We start from the raw sequence: 16,933 nt of genomic DNA on the forward strand, positions 1-16,933 counted from the left end.
CACGGTGTCGCCCGCTCGTGATAATCGCCGGCGATGGACCGCCTGAAGCAACTCGAATCCTTCGTCGCGATCGCTGCCCGCGGCAGCCTCACGGCGGCGGCCAAGGCCGAGGGCGTGGCGCCGGCGATCGTCGGCCGGCGCATCGACGCGCTCGAGGAGCGGCTGGGCGTCAAGCTGCTGGTGCGCACCACGCGACGGATCGCGCTCACCCACGAGGGCAGCGCCTTCCTGGAGGACTGCCAGCGGCTGCTGGTCGAGCTGGCGAACGCCGAGGCCAGCGTCAGCGCCGGCGGCGTCAAGGCCAGCGGCCACCTGCGCGTCACCGCGCCGGCCGGCTTCGGCCGCCGCCACGTGGCGCCGCTGGTGCCGCGCTTCCATGAACTGCATCCCGAGGTCACGATCTCGCTGAACCTCAGCGACCGGCTGGTCGACATGGCGGGCGAGAGCTTCGATTGCGCGGTGCGGGTCGGCGACCTGCCCGACTCGTCGCTGGTCAGCCTGCGGCTGGCCGACAACCGGCGGCGCTGCGTTGCCACGCCCGATTTCGTGCGCCGCCACGGGGCCCCGCGCCATCCGGGGGAGCTGGCGCGCTTCGCCTGCCTGAGCCTGTCGAGCGACGCCTCGCAAACCCGCGGCTGGGCCTTCCGTGTGCCGGCGGCCGGCGGCGAGCATGAAGTGATCTACCTGAAGCCGACCGGTCCGCTCGACTGCTCCGACGGCCAGGTGCTGCACGACTGGTGCCTGGCCGGCCATGGCATCGCCTGGCGCAGCACCTGGGAGGTCGAGGCCGAGATCGATGCCGGCCTGCTGGTGCCGCTGCTCGACGCCTTCGCCGCGCCGCCCAACGGCATCTACGCCGTGTTCCCGCAGCGCAAGCACCTGCCGCTGCGGGTGCGGCTGTGGCTGGACTTCCTGAAGGCCCAGTACGCCCGGCCGGAGTTCTGGGGCGGCACAATCGCGGCGCCGTAGAACCCCAAGAAGGAAACCCCCGATGACCCTCGAAGCCATCCTTGCCTATCTGCACCTGCTGGCCATCCTGACCATGGTGGTCTTCGTCGCCAGCGAGGCCGCGCTGTGCCGCGTCGAGTGGCTCAACGCCGCGGTGGTCGAGCGCCTGGCCAAGGTCGACAGGGTCTACGGCATCGCCGCGGTGGCGGTGATCGCCACCGGCGTGGCGCGCACCTGGTGGGGCGTGAAAGGCACAGCCTGGTACTGGACCAATCCGCTGCTGCACCTGAAGCTCACGTTGTTCGTCATCGTCGGCGTGATCTCGATCTTTCCGACGATGCGCTACCTGCGCTGGCGCCAGGCGCTGCGCACCACCGGCGCACTGCCGGCCGAGGCCGAGGTCCGCAAGACCCGCAAGCTGGTGATGATCCAGGCCCACCTGATCGCGGTCATCCCGCTGGCGGCGGTGTTCCTGGCGCGCGGCTTCGGCAAGTAGGCCGAAAGCCGGCCCGGCTCGAATCGCCCTGCGGACCGGGCCTGGGGCGGATCAGCCCTTCGCGTCGGCTTCGCACTTCTTCATGAAGCTCGTCTTGGCGGCGCCGGCCAGGGCCTTGCCGTTCTTGTCGATCGCCTTGGCGGCGCAAGCCGGTGCGGCGGCGGCCGCGGTGTCCTTCTCGCACTTCTTGACGAAGCTGGTCTTGGCCGCGCCGCTCAGCTTCTTGTCCGCCGCCTGGGTGTCGCAGGGGGAAGCGTGTGCGATGCCGAACGACAGGGTGGCGCCCAGAGCCAGCAGGGAAAGGAGCTTTTTCATGATGTAGGAGTCCTTGGAAAGTCGGTTGAGACGGTGTTCCCCCGCCCCGGGGCTGTTCATCCTAACGGCCGACGTTCACTGTTGGATGACGTTCGTTACGGGTGCGTCTTTTGGCCCCGGTAAAATCCCGCGATGCTATTGGTCAAACAGGAGCTGCTCGCGGCGCTCGCGAACACGCTCGAATCCCTCTCGCCCGGCGCCGGCAGCAAAGCCGCGTTCGAGTCGCCCAAGGTGGCGGCCCATGGCGATTTCGCCAGCACCGCCGCCATGCAGCTGGCCAAGCCGCTGCAGCGCAAGCCGCGCGAGCTGGCCGAACAGCTGGCGGCCGCGCTGCAAGCCACACCGGCCTTCGCCCAATGGGTCGAAGCGGTCGAGATCGCCGGTCCCGGCTTCCTCAACATCCGCCTCAAGACCGCGGCCCGCCAGCAGGTGGTGCGCGAGATCCTCCAGGCCGGCGCCGCCTTCGGCAGCCAGCCCGCGCGCGACGAGCGGGTGCTGGTCGAGTTCGTCTCGGCCAACCCGACCGGCCCGCTGCACGTCGGCCACGGCCGCCAGGCGGCCCTGGGCGACGCCATCTGCAACCTGCTCGCCACGCAGGGCGACAAGGTCTGGCGCGAGTTCTACTACAACGACGCCGGCGTGCAGATCCAGACGCTGGCCACCAGCACCCAGCTGCGCGCCAAGGGCTTCAAGCCGGGCGACGCCGAGTGGCCCGAGCAGGCCTACAACGGCGAGTACATCGCCGACATCGCGGCCGACTTCAAGGCCAGGAAGACCGTGCGCTCGGACGACCGCGAATACACCGCCAGCGGCGACGTCGAGGACATCGACTCGATCCGCCAGTTCGCGGTCGCCTACCTGCGCCACGAGCAGGACCTGGACCTCAAGGCCTTCCAGGTCCGCTTCGACAACTACTACCTGGAGTCCAGCCTCTACACCAGCGGCCGGGTCGCCGCCACGGTGCAGAAGCTGGTCGATGCCGGCAAGACCTACGAGCAGGACGGCGCGCTGTGGCTCAAGTCGACCGACTACGGCGACGACAAGGACCGGGTCATGCGCAAGGGCGACGGCAGCTACACCTACTTCGTGCCCGACGTGGCCTATCACATCGCCAAGTGGGAGCGCGGTTTCCACAAGGTGGTCAACATCCAGGGCACCGACCACCATGGCACGATCGCGCGGGTGCGCGCCGGCCTGCAGGCGGCCGGGGTCGGCATTCCGGCCGGCTATCCCGACTACGTGCTGCACACCATGGTGCGCGTGGTGCGCGGCGGCGAAGAGGTCAAGATCAGCAAGCGCGCCGGCAGCTACGTCACTTTGCGTGACCTGATCGAATGGACCAGCACCGATGCGGTGCGCTTCTTCCTGCTGAGCCGCAAGCCCGACACCGAATACACCTTCGACATCGACCTGGCGCTGGCGCAGAACAACGACAACCCGGTGTACTACGTCCAGTACGCCCACGCGCGCATCTGCTCGGTGCTGGCGGCCTGGGGCGGCGACCCGGCGAGCCTCGAAGGCGCCGACCTGTCGCCGCTCGAAAGCCCGGCGTCGCAGGCGCTGCTGCTGCAACTGGCCAAGTACCCCGCGATGCTGACCGCCGCGGCCAAGGATTTCGCACCCCACGACGTCACTTTCTACCTGCGCGAGCTGGCCGCCAGCTACCACAGCTACTACGACGCCGAGCGCATCCTGGTCGATGACGAGCCGGTCAAGCGAGCTCGCCTGGCGCTGGTCGCGGCGACCGCGCGGGTGCTGCACAATGGCCTCGCTGTTCTGGGCGTCAGTGCGCCGCAGAAGATGTGATTCCTCTCTCCACCATGAAACAAAGACAAAGCGGCAACATCGTCATCGGGTTGATCATCGGCCTGGTGCTCGGCCTGGGCATCGCGCTCGGCATCGCGGTCTACGTGACCAAGGTGCCGATCCCGTTCATGACCAAGACCCAGCGCGGTGGCGCCGAGCAGGACGAAGCCGAGGCGCGCAAGAACCGCGACTGGGACCCCAACGCGCCGCTGGCGGGCAAGGCCGGCGCGCCGGGCCGTGGCCCGGCGACCGCGGCCCCGGTTCCGGCCACCGCCCCGGCAACGGCCGCGGCGCCACCCACGGCCCCGGTGCCGGTGGTGGTGGCCCCCGGCAGCACCGCCACGCCGCGGCCGCCGCGGACCGCGCCGGTGCCGGCGGAAGCCAATGCGCTGCCGCCCTCGAACGACCCGATCGGCGATCTCGCCAAGGCGCGCAGCGGCTCTGGCAGCGGCGCGGCGGCAGCCGGCACCGGCACCGATCCTTTCATGTACTTCGTCCAGGCGGGTGCGTTCCGAACCCAGGAAGATGCCGACGCCCAGCGCGCCAAGCTCTCGCTGATGGGCGTCGAGGCGCGTGTGACCGAGCGCGAGCAGGCGGGCCGCACGGTCTACCGGGTGCGCGCGGGTCCGTTCAACAAGAAGGACGACGCCGACCAGCTCAAGGAGCGCCTGGACAGCGGCGGCCTCGAATCCGCCCTGGTGCGCGTCCAGCGATAGGCCGGCGACGGCGCCGGCCTGGTACTTCACCCATCTTTACTTCGTGCGCCCGGGGAACTCCACCCCGGTTCGCGGGCTCTTTCTGCCGACAGGAGAATTTCCAAATGCAACGTCGTGATTTTTCTTTGGCCGCTGCTTCGCTGGCCCTTCTTCCGCTGGCCAGCCCTTCGCATGCGCAGGGCCGCGCCTTCAAGGCCGGCACCGACTACATCGTGCTCGGCAAGCCGGCACCGGTCGATGCGCCGGCCGGCAAGGTCGAAGTGATCGAGTTCTTCTCGTTCAACTGCCCGCATTGCGCGGCCTTTGAGCCGAAGGTAGAGCCCTGGATCAAGCAGCTGCCGCCGCATGTCGCGTTCCGGCGGGTCCCGGTGCCTTTCGTCGGCAACGACACCGACGCCAAGGCGCGCTTCTACTATGCCCTGGAGGCCATGGGCAAGGCCGACGAATTCGTGCCCAAGGTCTTCGAGGCGATCCACCAGCAGCGCCTGAACCTGACCGGCGACGCCGCGATCCTGGCCTGGGTCGAAAAGCAGCCGGGCCTCGATTCGAAGAAGTTCGCCGAGCTGTTCAAGTCCTTTTCGGTGGTCGGCAAGGCCAAGCGCGCCGCCCAGCTGACGACCGACTACCAAGTCGCCGGCGTGCCCGCCCTGGGCGTGGCCGGCCGCTGGTATGTCGACGGCGACACCGCCGGCTCGCTCGACCGCGCCTTGCAGACGGTCGATTTCCTGGTCACCGAAGCCCGCAAGGGCTGAGCGAAGGGCGGCCCCGCCGCCACTTTTCCGTTCATGAAGCCCGCATCCGCGGGCTTTTTCGTCCAGGCCGCGCGAGGCGGCGTCCCGCAGACGCTTACAATCGCAGAGCAAGTTTCGTGCCTCTATGACATTTCCCTTACGCTCTTCCCCCCGCCGTCGTCCTGTGCGCGTGCTGATGCTCGCCCTGGCGCTGGCCGGCTTCGCATCGCTGGCCCCGGCCGAGCAGGCCGACCGGAGCAAGCCGATGAACATCGAGGCCGACAACATGCGCTACGACGATCTCAAGCAGACCAGCGTGTTCACCGGCAACGTGGTCGTCAACAAGGGCACGATCCAGATCCGCGGCACCCGGATCGACGTCCGCCAGGATCCCGAGGGCTACCAGTACGGCGTCGTCACGGCCGAACCGGGCAAGCTGGCCTACTTCAAGCAGAAGCGCAACAGCGGCACCGACGAGTGGATCGAGGGCGAGGGCGAAGTGATCGAATACGACAGCCGCGCCGACAACGTGAAGTTCATCCGCCGCGCGGTCATGCGCCGCCTGATCGGCGCCACCCCCAACGACGAGAGCAGCGGACCGCTGATCGTCTACGACCAGAGCAACGACACCTTCACGGTGAATGGTTCGTCGCTGCCGCCGAATGCCGGCGTCTCGACCCAGGCGAGCGGCCGGGTCAAGGCGATCCTCACGCCCAAGGCGGCCGCGTCACCCGCAACCCCCGGCGCCAAGCCGGCGGTGCCGGCCACCACGCCGGCGCCGGGCAACAGCCTGCGTTCCACCACCACGCTGGGCGGAGACTCCAAGCAGTGATCGAAACAGCCGGGATGAGTGTCAGCGACAGCCAGCCGGGCAGCCGGCTGGAAGCGCGCAGCCTGCAGAAGAGCTATGGCAGCCGCACGGTCGTCAAGGACGTGTCGCTGGCGGTGCAGAAGGGCGAAGTGGTCGGACTGCTGGGCCCCAACGGCGCCGGCAAGACCACCTCGTTCTACATGATCGTCGGGCTGGTGCGGGCCGATGCCGGCGACATTTCGATCGATGGCGAGCCGATCGCCCACATGCCGATCCATCGCCGCGCCCGCATGGGCCTGAGCTACCTGCCCCAGGAGGCCTCGATCTTCCGCAAGCTGACGGTCGAGGAAAACGTCCGCGCGGTGCTCGAGCTGCAGGGCGAGCCCGACGAACGCGGCCGGATGGTGCCGCTCGACAAGGCTCGCATCGAGGAGCGCCTGGGCGAACTGCTGGCCGACCTCCGGGTCGACCACCTGCGCGATTCGTCGGCGCTGTCGCTGTCCGGCGGCGAGCGCCGCCGGGTCGAGATCGCCCGCGCCCTGGCGACACAGCCGCGCTTCATCCTGCTGGACGAACCCTTCGCCGGCATCGACCCGATCGCGGTGATCGAGATCCAGCGGATCATCAGTTTCCTGAAGGAGCGCGGCATCGGCGTGCTCATCACCGACCACAACGTGCGTGAAACGCTGGGCATCTGCGATCACGCGTTCATCATCAGCGACGGGCATGTGCTGGCACAAGGCACGCCTTCGGAGATCGTCGACAACGCCGAGGTACGACGCGTGTACCTGGGCGAGCACTTCCGGATGTAGGAGCCCAATCTCGATGAAGCAGGGGCTTTCGCTTCGCGTCTCCCAGCACCTGGCGCTCACGCCGCAGCTGCAGCAGTCGATCCGGCTTCTGCAGCTCTCCACGCTCGAGTTGAGCCAGGAGGTTGAGCAGATGCTCGACGACAACCCGTTCCTCGAACGCACGGCCGAGGAAGCCGCGCGCGAGGAATTCGGCCTCGATACCGCCGATGCGCCGGTGCGCGACGAAGATCGCCAGGCCGAATTCAGCGGCGACGGCGATGGCGACTTCACGCCCGGCCCCTCGGCGCCCGCCGCCGAGGTCGCGGTGGCCGCCGACGTTGCCGAGCCCGCCACCCTGGACGCGGTCGACGGCGAGCCCGACTGGGAGGGCGACGGCACGGTCGACATGGCGCCCGACGACAGCGAGTGGGGCAGCGATGCGCCCGCGCGCACCAACAACCTGGGCGACGACGAGCGCACCGATGCCACCGAGCTGGCGCGCAGCCAGGAGTCGCTGCAGTCCTTCCTGCACCGCCAGGCGCTGGGCCTGCGGCTCAGCGAGACCGACCGCGCGGCGCTGCGCTTCCTGATCGAATCGCTCAACGACGACGGCTACCTCGAGGATTCGCTGCCGGCGCTGGCCTCGGGCCTGGCCGGCGACGACAACGACCAGTTCGACGACCTGGTGCATCACTTCCAGGTCGCGCTCGGCCTGCTGCAGAGCCTGGAGCCGGCCGGTGTCGGCGCGCGCAACCTGGGCGAGTGCCTGACGATCCAGCTGCGCGCCCTGGCGCAGCCCGACGAGGACGCCGACGAGGCGCAGGTGCGCATGACCGCGATCGCGATCTGCAAGCAGCCGATGGAGCTGCTCGCGCGGCGCGACTTCAAGCGGCTGGCGACGCTCACGCGCAGCAACGAGGAAGAGGTCCGCGCGGCGCTGCAGCTGATCGCCCGGCTCGAGCCCAAGCCGGGCCGCCGCTTCGTCGACGTCGAGCGCAACGTGGTGATACCCGACGTGATCGTGACGCGCATCGGCAACGGCACCCACACCAGGTTCCGCGTCATGCTCAACCCCGAGGTCATGCCGCGGCTGCGGGTGCACGACATCTACGCCGGCGCGCTCAAGCAGCACAAGGGCGAGGGCAGCCAGGCGCTGTCGCAGCGGCTGCAGGAGGCGCGCTGGTTCATCAAGAACATCCAGCAGCGCTTCGACACCATCCTGCGGGTGTCGAACGCGATCGTCGAACGGCAGAAGAGCTTCTTCGTGCACGGCGAGCTCGCGATGCGGCCGCTGGTGCTGCGCGAGATCGCCGACGAACTCGGGCTGCACGAATCCACCATCAGCCGCGTGACCACCGCCAAGTACATGGCGACGCCCTACGGCACGGTCGAGCTCAAGTACTTCTTCGGCTCGGCGCTCGGCACCGAGACCGGGGGCAACGCCTCCAGCACCGCGGTGCGGGCGCTGATCAAGCAGTTCGTGAGCGCCGAAGACCTGAAGAAGCCGCTGTCCGACAGCCAGATCTCCGAGATGCTCAAGGAGCAGGGGATCGAATGCGCGCGCCGCACGGTGGCGAAGTACCGCGAGGCCCTGCGCATCGCGCCGGCCAATCTGCGCAAGGCCCTCTAGCGATGCTTCACGGCCCGGGCCTGCTGGCGCGCTGGTGGCGGCTCGGCCTGGCCCTGGCGGCGACGACGCTGCTGGCCAGCGGCTGCGCGATGCTGCCGGCCGACTTCGAGCGCCAGCCCTCGAGCGCGATCGCGGCCTCCGCCGAGACCACGCTGGGCCGGATCGCCAAGGCCTCCTCGCCCGACCCGGAGCTGAGTGGTTTCCGGCTCATGCCCGGCGGCGATTTCGCGCTCGACACCCGCTTGCAGCTCGCACGCCGCGCCGAGCGCACGCTCGACGTCCAGTACTACCAGATCGAGAACGACGAGACCGGCCGCTACTTCCTGCGCGCCCTGCGCGACGCGGCGCTGCGCGGCGTGCGCGTGCGGCTGCTGATGGACGACCTCTACACCTCCGGCGAGGACGAGCTGCTGCTCGCGCTGGCCGCGACGCCGAACCTCGAGCTGCGGCTGTTCAACCCGTTTCCGGCCGGCCGCGGCAGCCTGCTGCAGCGCTTCTCCAGCTCGCTGTTCGATTTCGACCGCGTCAATCGCCGGATGCACAACAAGCTCTTCATCGCCGATGGCGCGATGGCTGTGGCGGGCGGCCGCAACATCGGGAACCAGTACTTCACGCAGACCGCCGGCGCGAACTTCCTGGACATCGACACCTTCGTTGCCGGCGCCCTCGTGAAGCGCCTCGGCAACCTGTTCGACCTGTTCTGGAACAGCCCCTACGTGCGGCCGATCGGGACCGTGGTCGCCTCCCCGCTGCCGCCGGCGGAACTGCAGCAGCGTTTCGAGCAGGCCACGGGCCCCGCCACGACGCCGGCGCCGCGCCCGCCGGCGCCCAACGACGTGCTGGGTTACGCGCCGCTCGGGCCGGAGCTGAAGGACGGCGCCCGGCTCGACCTGATCTGGACCCTGGCCGAGGCCTATGCCGACGCCCCCGACCGGGTCGTCGGCAAGACTGCGTCGTACGGCGGCGTGCCGCTGCTCGATGTCGACAGCGTGCGCTACAACGTGATCGAGCAGATGCGGCGCTCGCGCTCCGAAGTCACGCTGGTGTCGCCCTACCTGATCCCGGGCAAGGCCGGTCTCGAGGTCATGCGCGAGGTCCGCGGGCGCGGGGTGCGGATCAGCGTCGTGACCAACTCGCTGGCGGCCACCGACGAGCCGCTGGTCCACACCGGCTACCGGCGCTACCGGCCCGACATGCTGCGGCTCGGCGTCGAGATCTACGAGTTGAGTTCGGCGCGCACCAAGCGCAGCGTGCGGCTCGGCCTGTTCGGCTCGCAGGTCGGCCGGCTGCACGCGAAGTCGGCGATCTTCGACCGCCGCGCGCTGTTCCTGGGTTCGATGAACTTCGACCCGCGCTCGGACACCCACAACACCGAGATCGGGCTCTTCATCGCCAGCCCCGAGATGGCGCAGCAGGTCCTGAAGCTGCTCGACGTGCTCAAGCAGCAGGGCGCCTACCGGGTGCGCTTCGCCGAGGGCGGTGAAAAGCTCGAATGGGTCACGTCGGAAGACGGGGCCGACCAGGTGCTGACGGTCGAGCCCGACTCGAACCTGTGGGACCGCGCGATGCTGGAACTGCTCGCGCCGCTGGCGCCGGAGAGCCTGCTGTAGAAGCCGCGGACCGGGCCGGCCGTCGAGCCGAGGTGGAGGCGCTGCGGACTTGACTCACTTCGACGACCGTTTGCGGGGGTCGAATGTGGGGAAGCCTGGTTCTCGGGTCTGCGCCAAGCCCCAGTGGTAGCCATTGATGTCCGCGATGAGGGCGAACCGATCCCCCCAAGGGGCGTCACGGGGCGTCTCGAGCACGACTCCCCCCGCAGCTTTCGCACGTGCAGCCACCGCATCCACGTCGTCTACGTAGATGTAGAAGTAGGCTGTGTGCTGCCTGGGGTCGGCGAAAGAGATCGGCGCCAATGTCGGGCGGCCACCTACGTTCTCCGGCACGAACATGAGCGCCAGTTCGCCGTGATAGTCCATCTCGACGTGCACGGGAAGGCCATCCTTGAGGTTTTCGTAGCGCAGCTTGAAGCCGAAGGTCTGCGTGTAGAACTGCTTGCTGGCGGCGACGTTCTTGACTGTCAGGTGGGGCGTGATCAGCCGGGAAGACAGCCACGGCGAGCCCGTCGTACTCGCGTGTTGGGTCTGCGAATCGTCCGATGCAATGGCAACGACTGCACCCGTCAATGACGCAGCAAGCAAGAAGACGCTGAAGAAGTTCACTCGATGATCTCCTGTGGAATAAAAAAACGCGGGATCTGCCTCGAGGCGATCCCACCGGACCGGCGGCTCAAAGCTTGGTTCGATCCGCCAGGTACTCGCCAAGGCGGTCGATGTCGTTGACCACGATCGTGCGCCCCTCCAGGCTGAGCAGCCCGCGGTCGGCCAGTTCGCGGAAGTAGCGCGACAGGGTCTCCGGCGTGAGGTTGAGCTGCGCCGCGACCACGTTCTTGTGCATCGACAGCTCGATCTTGGCGGGCGTCATGCTGCCCGGCGGCAGCAGGCGCAGCAGGTAGGTCACCAGCCGCGCGGCAGGGGGCTGCAGCGAGAAGCATTCGATGTCATCGACCACGTTGCGCATCCGCATCGACAGGCTGGCGAGCATGCGCATCGCGAAGCGGCTGTCGCTCTCGATCAACCGCACGATCGCATTGCGCGGAAGGTAGAGCAGCAGGCTGTCTTCGAGCGCCTGCGCAGTCAGGTAGTACGGGCGCTCCAGCAGCATCGTGATGTCTCCGAAGCTGCCGCCAGAAGTGACGAAGTCCAATGGCTTGTCTACACCCTGCGAAGACACCAGAGACAGCTTGACCTTGCCCGATACCAGCATGTGGAAGCCCTCGCAGGGGTCGCCTCGCTTGAAGAGCACCTTCCGGCGTTCGGCGTGCACGGTTCGAACCGATGGCGCGAGCGCTTCGAGGTCCGCCTGCCTGACCTCCTGGAACAGAGGCAGGTTGCGGAGAATTTCAAGGTAGCGTTGTGTGGGGGCTGTCACTCGAGTGGGTTCCAGGGACTGGCGACCATCAGCCGGATGCGCCCAGCACGACACCGGGCGGAAGGCTTCTCTTGCGCTCGCGCCACCAGAGGATGCCGCCACAGGCGAGGACGATCGCCTGCGTACCGATGAGCAGCGCGAAGCCGGCGAAGAATCCGGCGGCCGCGCCGCCCGATCCGTCGGTGTTGGCGGAAACCGAGCCGATCACGATGCCCATCAGCGCCGGCATGAAGCCGGCCACCAGACTGCCCGTGCCATTGACCACGCCGAAGGCGCTGGCAACGTGTTCCGGCCGTGAGAAGTACTGCACCGTGCTCGGAATGGCCGGGCTCAGCAGGCCCCAGCAGAAGCTGGCGGCGATCAGGCAGTAGGTGGCCGAATAGCCGTCTTCGACGTTGATGGCCAGCAGCACCGACAGCGCGACACCGACGCTGGCGGCCATGAAGACCAGCGGCACCTGCGGGCGGTCGATCCTGTCGAGCAGGATGCCTCCGAGCAGGACCGCCAGCACCGTGGCGTACTGCGGCAGGGAGGCGAGCCAGCCCATTTCCGCGCGGCTGAAGCCGCGTGCCTGCTCCAGGTAGGCAGGCAGCCAGTTGCTGGCGCCCCACAGGTAGGCCAACGCCGCCGAGGTGAGCACCGTGATCAGCAGCAGGTGGCGCGTCTGGAGGGCGCCCTTGATGATGCCCTGGATCTGGCTGAGGGCGGCGCCGACGGATTCCGGCCGGGTCTGGTTGCCGAGGGTCTTGGGCATGTGGATGAAGGCGAAGACGAGCGGAATGCCCAGTGCGACGTTCATCAGGCCCAGCAGGTAGAACGAGGTCTGCCACTGGAAGTGCACCAGCATCAGGCTGATCAGTGGGAAGCCGACGGCCAGGCCGAGGCCGGTGCCCATGTTCACGAAGGCATTCGGCTTGCCGTTCTCGCGGTCTTCGAAATGCGCCTTGATGTAGGCGGAGGCGAGCGAGAAGAGCGGGCCTTCGGAGACGCCGAGCAGGACCCGCGACGCCAGCAGGCTGCCGTAGCTGTCGAACCAGGGCGACATCGCCGTGACCCCGCCCCAGATCAGGAGTCCGCCGAGCAGGCTGTTGCGCACGCCGAAGAGCGCGGCGCAGAAGGGCGTGAAGATGAAGGCCGAGATGCCGTAGCCCAGCATGAAGGCGGTGGCCAGGAAGCCCTGCCTGCCCTTGTCGTCGAGCGTCAGCCCGATGTGCTCCAGGAAGTCGGCGTTGTTGAACAGGATGGCGATGTTGATGCGGTCGATGTAGGAGATGGCAACGACGACGAACAGCGTGGTGATGCCGTACCACCGCATGGAACTCTGTGATTTCATGTGTCTCCCCGCCTGAATGGTGGCAGTGGCCTCGGCGGCCGGCTGGTTTGTTCTTGACCCGGATCGGCCGCGTGGGCTCGAAACGAAGATTCGCCGGCGCTTCGGAGGAAGCCGGGCCGGCGAATCGGGACCGCGCTGGCGGGCTCGCCTACTTGGTCAGCCAGATGGCGTCTTCGACGCTCGAGAAGATGCCTTCGGGTGCCACCGGGATCTTGCCGCTGGAGGAGTCCTCGATGACGCGGCGCTTGATGTCCTCGAGTTCCTGGATGCTCTTGTGGTAGGACACCATGACCATCTGGCCAATCGGGCCGCCGATGCGGACATGGACCTCGGCATTGGTGCCGTAGGCCTTGTTGACTGCGGCGGCGCGGCCCTTGACGAATTCGAAAGCCTCGGCCTGCTTGCCGGGCAGCGGGGTTCCGATGCGGGTGAATACAACGCTCATGATCAATCCCTTTTTATGGCTGTGTGACGATACCGGCGGGGCGATGGATCCGTGACCGGATAGCGCCTCTGCCTCCCTGCAGCCGATCCGTAGAGGATCGACCACGGTGTAGCGTACGTTTGCCACCTCCCCGCGTGAACGGGTCGCCTTGATTCAAATCAAGCGATCCGGCACCTGCGACTAAAGGAAAACCATGGGTGAATGCAACGCGAATGCAAACGTCGATCGCGCTGCCCGCCGATTCACTGGATATTGACCGCCTCGACCTGCACCAGCAGCCGGACCTTGTCCTCGAAGCCGAAGGCCAGGCCCCAGCTGATGCCCCACTGGCTGCGCTCGACCGTGGTCTCGAAGTCGCCGCCGCAGATCTGGCGGTTGATCAGCGGGCTCAGGTAGCAGTTGAAGCGGTTGGCCTTGAGCAGCACCGGGCGGGTCTGGCCCATCAGGGTCAGCGTGCCGTTGACCTGCGTGACCTTGTCGCCGCTGAAGTCGATCTGGCCGGCGACGAAGCGGGCGATCGGAAACTCGGCGACGTTGAAGAAGTCCTTGCTCATCAGGTGCCGGTTGAGCAGGTCGACGCCCGTGTTGATGGAGCTGATGTCCATCGTGATGTCGACCTTGCCGGTGCTGCCCGACGGGTCGATCTTGATGCTGCCGTCCTTGGTGCTGAAGCGGCCGCGGTTGGTGGTGGTGCCGTAGTGGCCCATCTCGTAGTTGACGAAGGTGTGGGTCGGGTCGACCACGTAGGTGGCGCCCTTGACCGGGCCGCCGGCCGGCTTGGCGGCGGCTTCGGGTGCCTGCTGGGCGCCGGCCAGTGCCGCCGCGGTCGTCAGTGCGGCGAGCGTGAGCAGTTTCTTCATGGCGAGCTTTCGGATGGACGTGGAGAAGGTGGCGGATTCACAGCTGACCGAGTCCCGCCAGCACCAGCTTGAAGCGGACCTGGACGTCGTCGGCCACCACCGACGTGTCGGTCCATTCGCCGTCGCCGATCTTGTAGGCGAGGCGCTGGATCGTAAGGCTTCCGCTCGCGGTCGACTGGCCGGCCGACTGCGTGATCTCGACCGGCACCAGCGCGTCCCGGGTGCTGCCCTTGATCGTCAGCTTGCCGGCGATCTCGAAGCGGCCGCCGCCGAGCGCCTTGATCGTGCTGGAGTGGAACTCGGCCTTGGGGAAGTGCTGGCTGTCGAACCAGGCCGCCTTGGGCAGTTCGGCGTCGCTCTGCGGGATGCCCAGGCTGGCGCTGGCGACCTCGATCTGCAGTGCCACGCTGCCGCCTTCGGGCTTGCGCGGATCGAAGGCCACCTGAGCGTCGAATTTTTTGAACGAGCCTTCCACCGGCACGCCCATCTGTCGGGTCACGAAGACGATCTGGCTCTGGGCCGGCAGCAGCTTCGCCGGCGTGACCGGTTCGGCGCCGGCCGCGCCGGCAGCGAGCAGCGCAGCCGCGCACAGCAGGTGGCGGCCCGGGAATGAAAAGGTCATGGCAAGCGATTCCGGCGTGGGAAGGGCGACATGCGATCGAGCAGGCCGTCGCGGTCGATGAAATGGTGCTTCAGGGCGGCGGCGGCATGGACCCCGGCCACCGCGGCCAGGCTGAAGGCGCCGAGGGCGTGCAGCGGCTTCAGAACCGCTTCGGCGAAATCCTTGTCGACCGGCACGAAGTCCGGCAGCGGCAGCACGCCGAGCCAGACGATCGGGACACCGAGCGCCGAACTGTAGGCCCAGCCCAGCAGCGGCACGACGAAGAACAGCAGGTAGAGCAGGGCGTGCAGCCCGCGGTGGGCGGCCAGCTGCCAGCCGGGCATGGCCGAGCGGATGGGCGCGGGCAGCGGCGGCGGCGGGTGCGACAGGCGCCACAGCAGCCGAACCGCCGACAGCGCCAGGATCGTGATGCCGGCCCATTTGTGCCAGTTGTAGAGCTTCACGCGCAGCGGCGAAAAGGGCAGCCCGGTCATCGACAGGCCGACGCAAAAAGAGGTCAGGATCATCAGCGCCAGCAGCCAGTGGAGGGCGATCGCCACCGGCCCGTAGCGGGGGGCGTCGCGGGACTCGGCCAGGGGGGACTGCAGCGCGGGGGACATGACGGCAGCATAGGCGCTTCAGCGCTGCAAGCGTCGCAGCAGCGCCTGCAGCGTGGCGGGCTGCACGGGCTTTCGCAGCGCCTGCCAGCCGCGCTCGTGCGCCAGCTGCCGGGTCGCGTCGTCGATGTCGGCCGAGACCAGCGCGATCGGCAGCGATGGGCGGCGGCGCTGGAGCTCGGTCGCCAGCGCGATGCCATCGAGCCGGCCGGGCAACCGGATGTCGCACAGCGCAATGTCGAAAGGCGCCAGGTCGGGCAGCGCGAGCGCCTCGGCCGCGCTGCCGCAGAGCTGCGGCCGGGCGCCCCACAGGCGCAGCAGCGCCGCGATGCCGTCGGCCACCACGGCGTTGTCCTCGACCACCAGCACGACCAGGCCAGGACGCAGCGGCTGCGGCGCCTGCGCGGCCTCGGCGTCCGCCACCGGTGTCGGCGCCAGCGGCACCCCCGGCGGGGCCGCGGGCAGCGCGAAGGCGAACACCGAGCCGCGCCCCGGCGCCGAGCGCAGCGACATCTCGACGCCCAGCCGCAGCGCCAGCCGCCGCACGATCGCCAGGCCCAGCCCGTGGCCGCGCTGCAGGTTGCGCTCGACGTTGCCGACCTGTTCGAAGTCGCCGAAGACGCGCTCCTGGGCCTCCGGCGCGATGCCGATGCCGGCATCCCGGACCTCGATGCGCCAGCTCTCGCCGCGCTGGCGGCAGGCCAGCAGCACCCGGCCTCGGGGCGTGAACTTGAGCGCGTTGTCGACCAGGTTGCCGAGGATCCGGCGCAGCGCCACCAGGTCGGTCCAGACCACGGCCGTGGCCGGGCAGCGCACCCGCACGCGGCCGCTGCCGGCCTGGCGCGCGAATTCGTTCAAAAGCGGCGCCAGCGCGACCGCCACCGGCGAGATCGGGTCGGCGGCGGCCTCGATGCGGCCGATCTCGAGCAGCTGGTTGGTGAGCCCCTCGAGCGCCTGCTGGGCCCGCGACAGGGCGGCGACCGTGTTCATCACGCGGGCCATGTCCTCGCCCGCATGCAGCTGCTGGCGCAGCACCTCGGCCTGCAGGCCCATCGCCATCACCGGCTGGCGCAGGTCGTGGTTGGCGGCCGAGAAGAAGCGCAGCCGCTCGGCCTCGGCCTGCTGCGCTTCCTGCAGCCCGGCCAGCGCCTGCTGGCGCAGCGCGCTTTCGTTGTGGCGCAGGCCGATGTTCTCCTCGAGCTGGCGGGAGCGTTCCGACACCAGTTTCCAGACCATCGCCAGCAGGCCGATGCCGAGCAGCGACAGCACCTTCATGACCGGCGCGCCCAGCGCCAGCCCCATGCCGATCACCGGTGCCAGCAGCAGCGTGATCGCGAGCTGCATCGCCGGCGTGTGGTAGGAGACCGAGAAGGCCGAGGACAGCGTCATCGCCATCACCACCAGGCCGATCATCAGCTGCGAGGTCGGATCCTGCGGGTTGAAGAGCAGGATGCCGGCCAGCCCGTGGGCGCCCTCGTGCAGCGCGATGCGCAGCGTGTGCTGGCGCAGCGCCGGCGGCAGGTTGTCGGCGGTCAGCGGCACCGGGAGCCGTTGCGGGAAGAGGCCGCGCCAGGCGGTGGTGGCCGCGATCAGCGCGATCCATGCGGCCGCGTGCGGCACCGAGTATTGCCAGGCGAACAGTGCCGCCACGCCGCAGTCGAGCAAGAATTGCACCCACAGCACCGGCCCGCTCGGCTGGGCACTGAGCCGCAGCACCTCGCAGCGGATGGCGAACCGGTCCGCGCCGGCGGCCTCGGGGTGTGCGGGGGTGGGCGAGAAGCTCATCGGCCGGTCGACTATAGAACAGCCGACGGCTGGCCGGGCCCTGTCGAGGCGACAATCGCG

The 16,933-nt window shown here is 68.6% G+C and carries 18 protein-coding genes; 9 read left to right on the forward strand and 9 right to left on the reverse strand.

The features are described from left to right. Window positions 1–33: 33 nt before the first annotated feature. Both QTI68_RS04695 and QTI68_RS04700 read left to right on the forward strand, forming a co-directional pair. Window positions 34–969, forward strand: coding sequence for a LysR family transcriptional regulator (locus tag QTI68_RS04695; protein WP_286519944.1), 936 nt, complete (start codon window positions 34–36; stop codon window positions 967–969). Between the two features lie 22 nt (window positions 970–991). Beyond that, window positions 992–1,444 carry a DUF2214 family protein gene (locus tag QTI68_RS04700; RefSeq protein WP_286519945.1) on the forward strand — a complete coding sequence of 151 codons (453 nt, stop codon included), beginning with the start codon at window positions 992–994 and terminating at the stop codon, window positions 1,442–1,444. 51 nt (window positions 1,445–1,495) lie between these two features. Here QTI68_RS04700 and QTI68_RS04705 read toward each other — a convergent pair whose 3' ends face one another. Then, on the reverse strand, window positions 1,496–1,759 hold the full coding sequence (locus QTI68_RS04705; protein WP_286519947.1) for a hypothetical protein: 264 nt from the start codon (window positions 1,757–1,759) through the stop codon (window positions 1,496–1,498). Between the two features lie 132 nt (window positions 1,760–1,891). On the opposite strand from QTI68_RS04705, the gene argS reads away from it, so the two are divergent. The 7 genes from argS (at window position 1,892) to QTI68_RS04740 (ending at window position 9,854) form a co-directional block, all read left to right on the forward strand. After that, window positions 1,892–3,565: an arginine--tRNA ligase gene (argS, locus tag QTI68_RS04710; RefSeq protein ID WP_286519949.1), complete on the forward strand. Its 1,674-nt coding sequence runs from the start codon at window positions 1,892–1,894 to the stop codon at window positions 3,563–3,565. 14 nt (window positions 3,566–3,579) lie between these two features. After that, complete coding sequence (locus QTI68_RS04715; RefSeq protein ID WP_286519951.1) at window positions 3,580–4,281, forward strand: SPOR domain-containing protein; 702 nt, start codon at window positions 3,580–3,582, stop codon at window positions 4,279–4,281. 104 nt (window positions 4,282–4,385) lie between these two features. Continuing rightward, window positions 4,386–5,033, forward strand: a complete 648-nt coding sequence (locus QTI68_RS04720) for a thiol:disulfide interchange protein DsbA/DsbL (protein WP_286519952.1) — start codon at window positions 4,386–4,388, stop codon at window positions 5,031–5,033. Between the two features lie 124 nt (window positions 5,034–5,157). Further along, window positions 5,158–5,844, forward strand: a complete 687-nt coding sequence (gene lptA / locus QTI68_RS04725; protein WP_286519954.1) for a lipopolysaccharide transport periplasmic protein LptA — start codon at window positions 5,158–5,160, stop codon at window positions 5,842–5,844. A gap of 14 nt (window positions 5,845–5,858) precedes the next feature. After that, window positions 5,859–6,635, forward strand: coding sequence for an LPS export ABC transporter ATP-binding protein (gene lptB, locus QTI68_RS04730; RefSeq protein ID WP_286519955.1), 777 nt, complete (start codon window positions 5,859–5,861; stop codon window positions 6,633–6,635). A gap of 13 nt (window positions 6,636–6,648) precedes the next feature. Beyond that, window positions 6,649–8,244: an RNA polymerase factor sigma-54 gene (locus QTI68_RS04735; protein ID WP_286519956.1), complete on the forward strand. Its 1,596-nt coding sequence runs from the start codon at window positions 6,649–6,651 to the stop codon at window positions 8,242–8,244. Window positions 8,245–8,246: 2 nt separating this feature from the next. Further along, window positions 8,247–9,854: a phospholipase D family protein gene (locus QTI68_RS04740; protein WP_286519957.1), complete on the forward strand. Its 1,608-nt coding sequence runs from the start codon at window positions 8,247–8,249 to the stop codon at window positions 9,852–9,854. Window positions 9,855–9,908: 54 nt separating this feature from the next. Here QTI68_RS04740 and QTI68_RS04745 read toward each other — a convergent pair whose 3' ends face one another. From QTI68_RS04745 to QTI68_RS04780, 8 genes are all read right to left on the reverse strand, one after another. Next, window positions 9,909–10,463: a VOC family protein gene (locus QTI68_RS04745; protein WP_286519958.1), complete on the reverse strand. Its 555-nt coding sequence runs from the start codon at window positions 10,461–10,463 to the stop codon at window positions 9,909–9,911. A 67-nt stretch (window positions 10,464–10,530) separates the two neighbouring features. Beyond that, window positions 10,531–11,232 carry a Crp/Fnr family transcriptional regulator gene (locus tag QTI68_RS04750; RefSeq protein ID WP_286519960.1) on the reverse strand — a complete coding sequence of 234 codons (702 nt, stop codon included), beginning with the start codon at window positions 11,230–11,232 and terminating at the stop codon, window positions 10,531–10,533. A gap of 28 nt (window positions 11,233–11,260) precedes the next feature. Further along, entirely contained in the window at window positions 11,261–12,565 is a 1,305-nt protein-coding gene (locus tag QTI68_RS04755) for an MFS transporter (protein ID WP_286519961.1), read from the reverse strand. Window positions 12,566–12,713: 148 nt separating this feature from the next. Beyond that, window positions 12,714–13,010, reverse strand: coding sequence for a hypothetical protein (locus QTI68_RS04760; protein ID WP_286372042.1), 297 nt, complete (start codon window positions 13,008–13,010; stop codon window positions 12,714–12,716). Between the two features lie 242 nt (window positions 13,011–13,252). Continuing rightward, window positions 13,253–13,870, reverse strand: a complete 618-nt coding sequence (locus QTI68_RS04765) for a YceI family protein (protein ID WP_286519962.1) — start codon at window positions 13,868–13,870, stop codon at window positions 13,253–13,255. Between the two features lie 37 nt (window positions 13,871–13,907). Further along, entirely contained in the window at window positions 13,908–14,492 is a 585-nt protein-coding gene (locus QTI68_RS04770; RefSeq protein WP_286519963.1) for a YceI family protein, read from the reverse strand. Continuing rightward, window positions 14,489–15,091, reverse strand: coding sequence for a cytochrome b (locus QTI68_RS04775; RefSeq protein ID WP_286519964.1), 603 nt, complete (start codon window positions 15,089–15,091; stop codon window positions 14,489–14,491). The genes QTI68_RS04770 and QTI68_RS04775 overlap by 4 nt, the downstream gene beginning before the upstream one ends. An 18-nt stretch (window positions 15,092–15,109) precedes the next feature. Then, window positions 15,110–16,873, reverse strand: a complete 1,764-nt coding sequence (locus QTI68_RS04780; protein WP_286519965.1) for an ATP-binding response regulator — start codon at window positions 16,871–16,873, stop codon at window positions 15,110–15,112. Between the last annotated feature and the right edge of the window lie 60 nt (window positions 16,874–16,933).

The organism is Variovorax sp. J31P207 (genome assembly GCF_030316965.1).
Taxonomy (GTDB): domain Bacteria; phylum Pseudomonadota; class Gammaproteobacteria; order Burkholderiales; family Burkholderiaceae_C; genus Variovorax; species Variovorax ginsengisoli_B.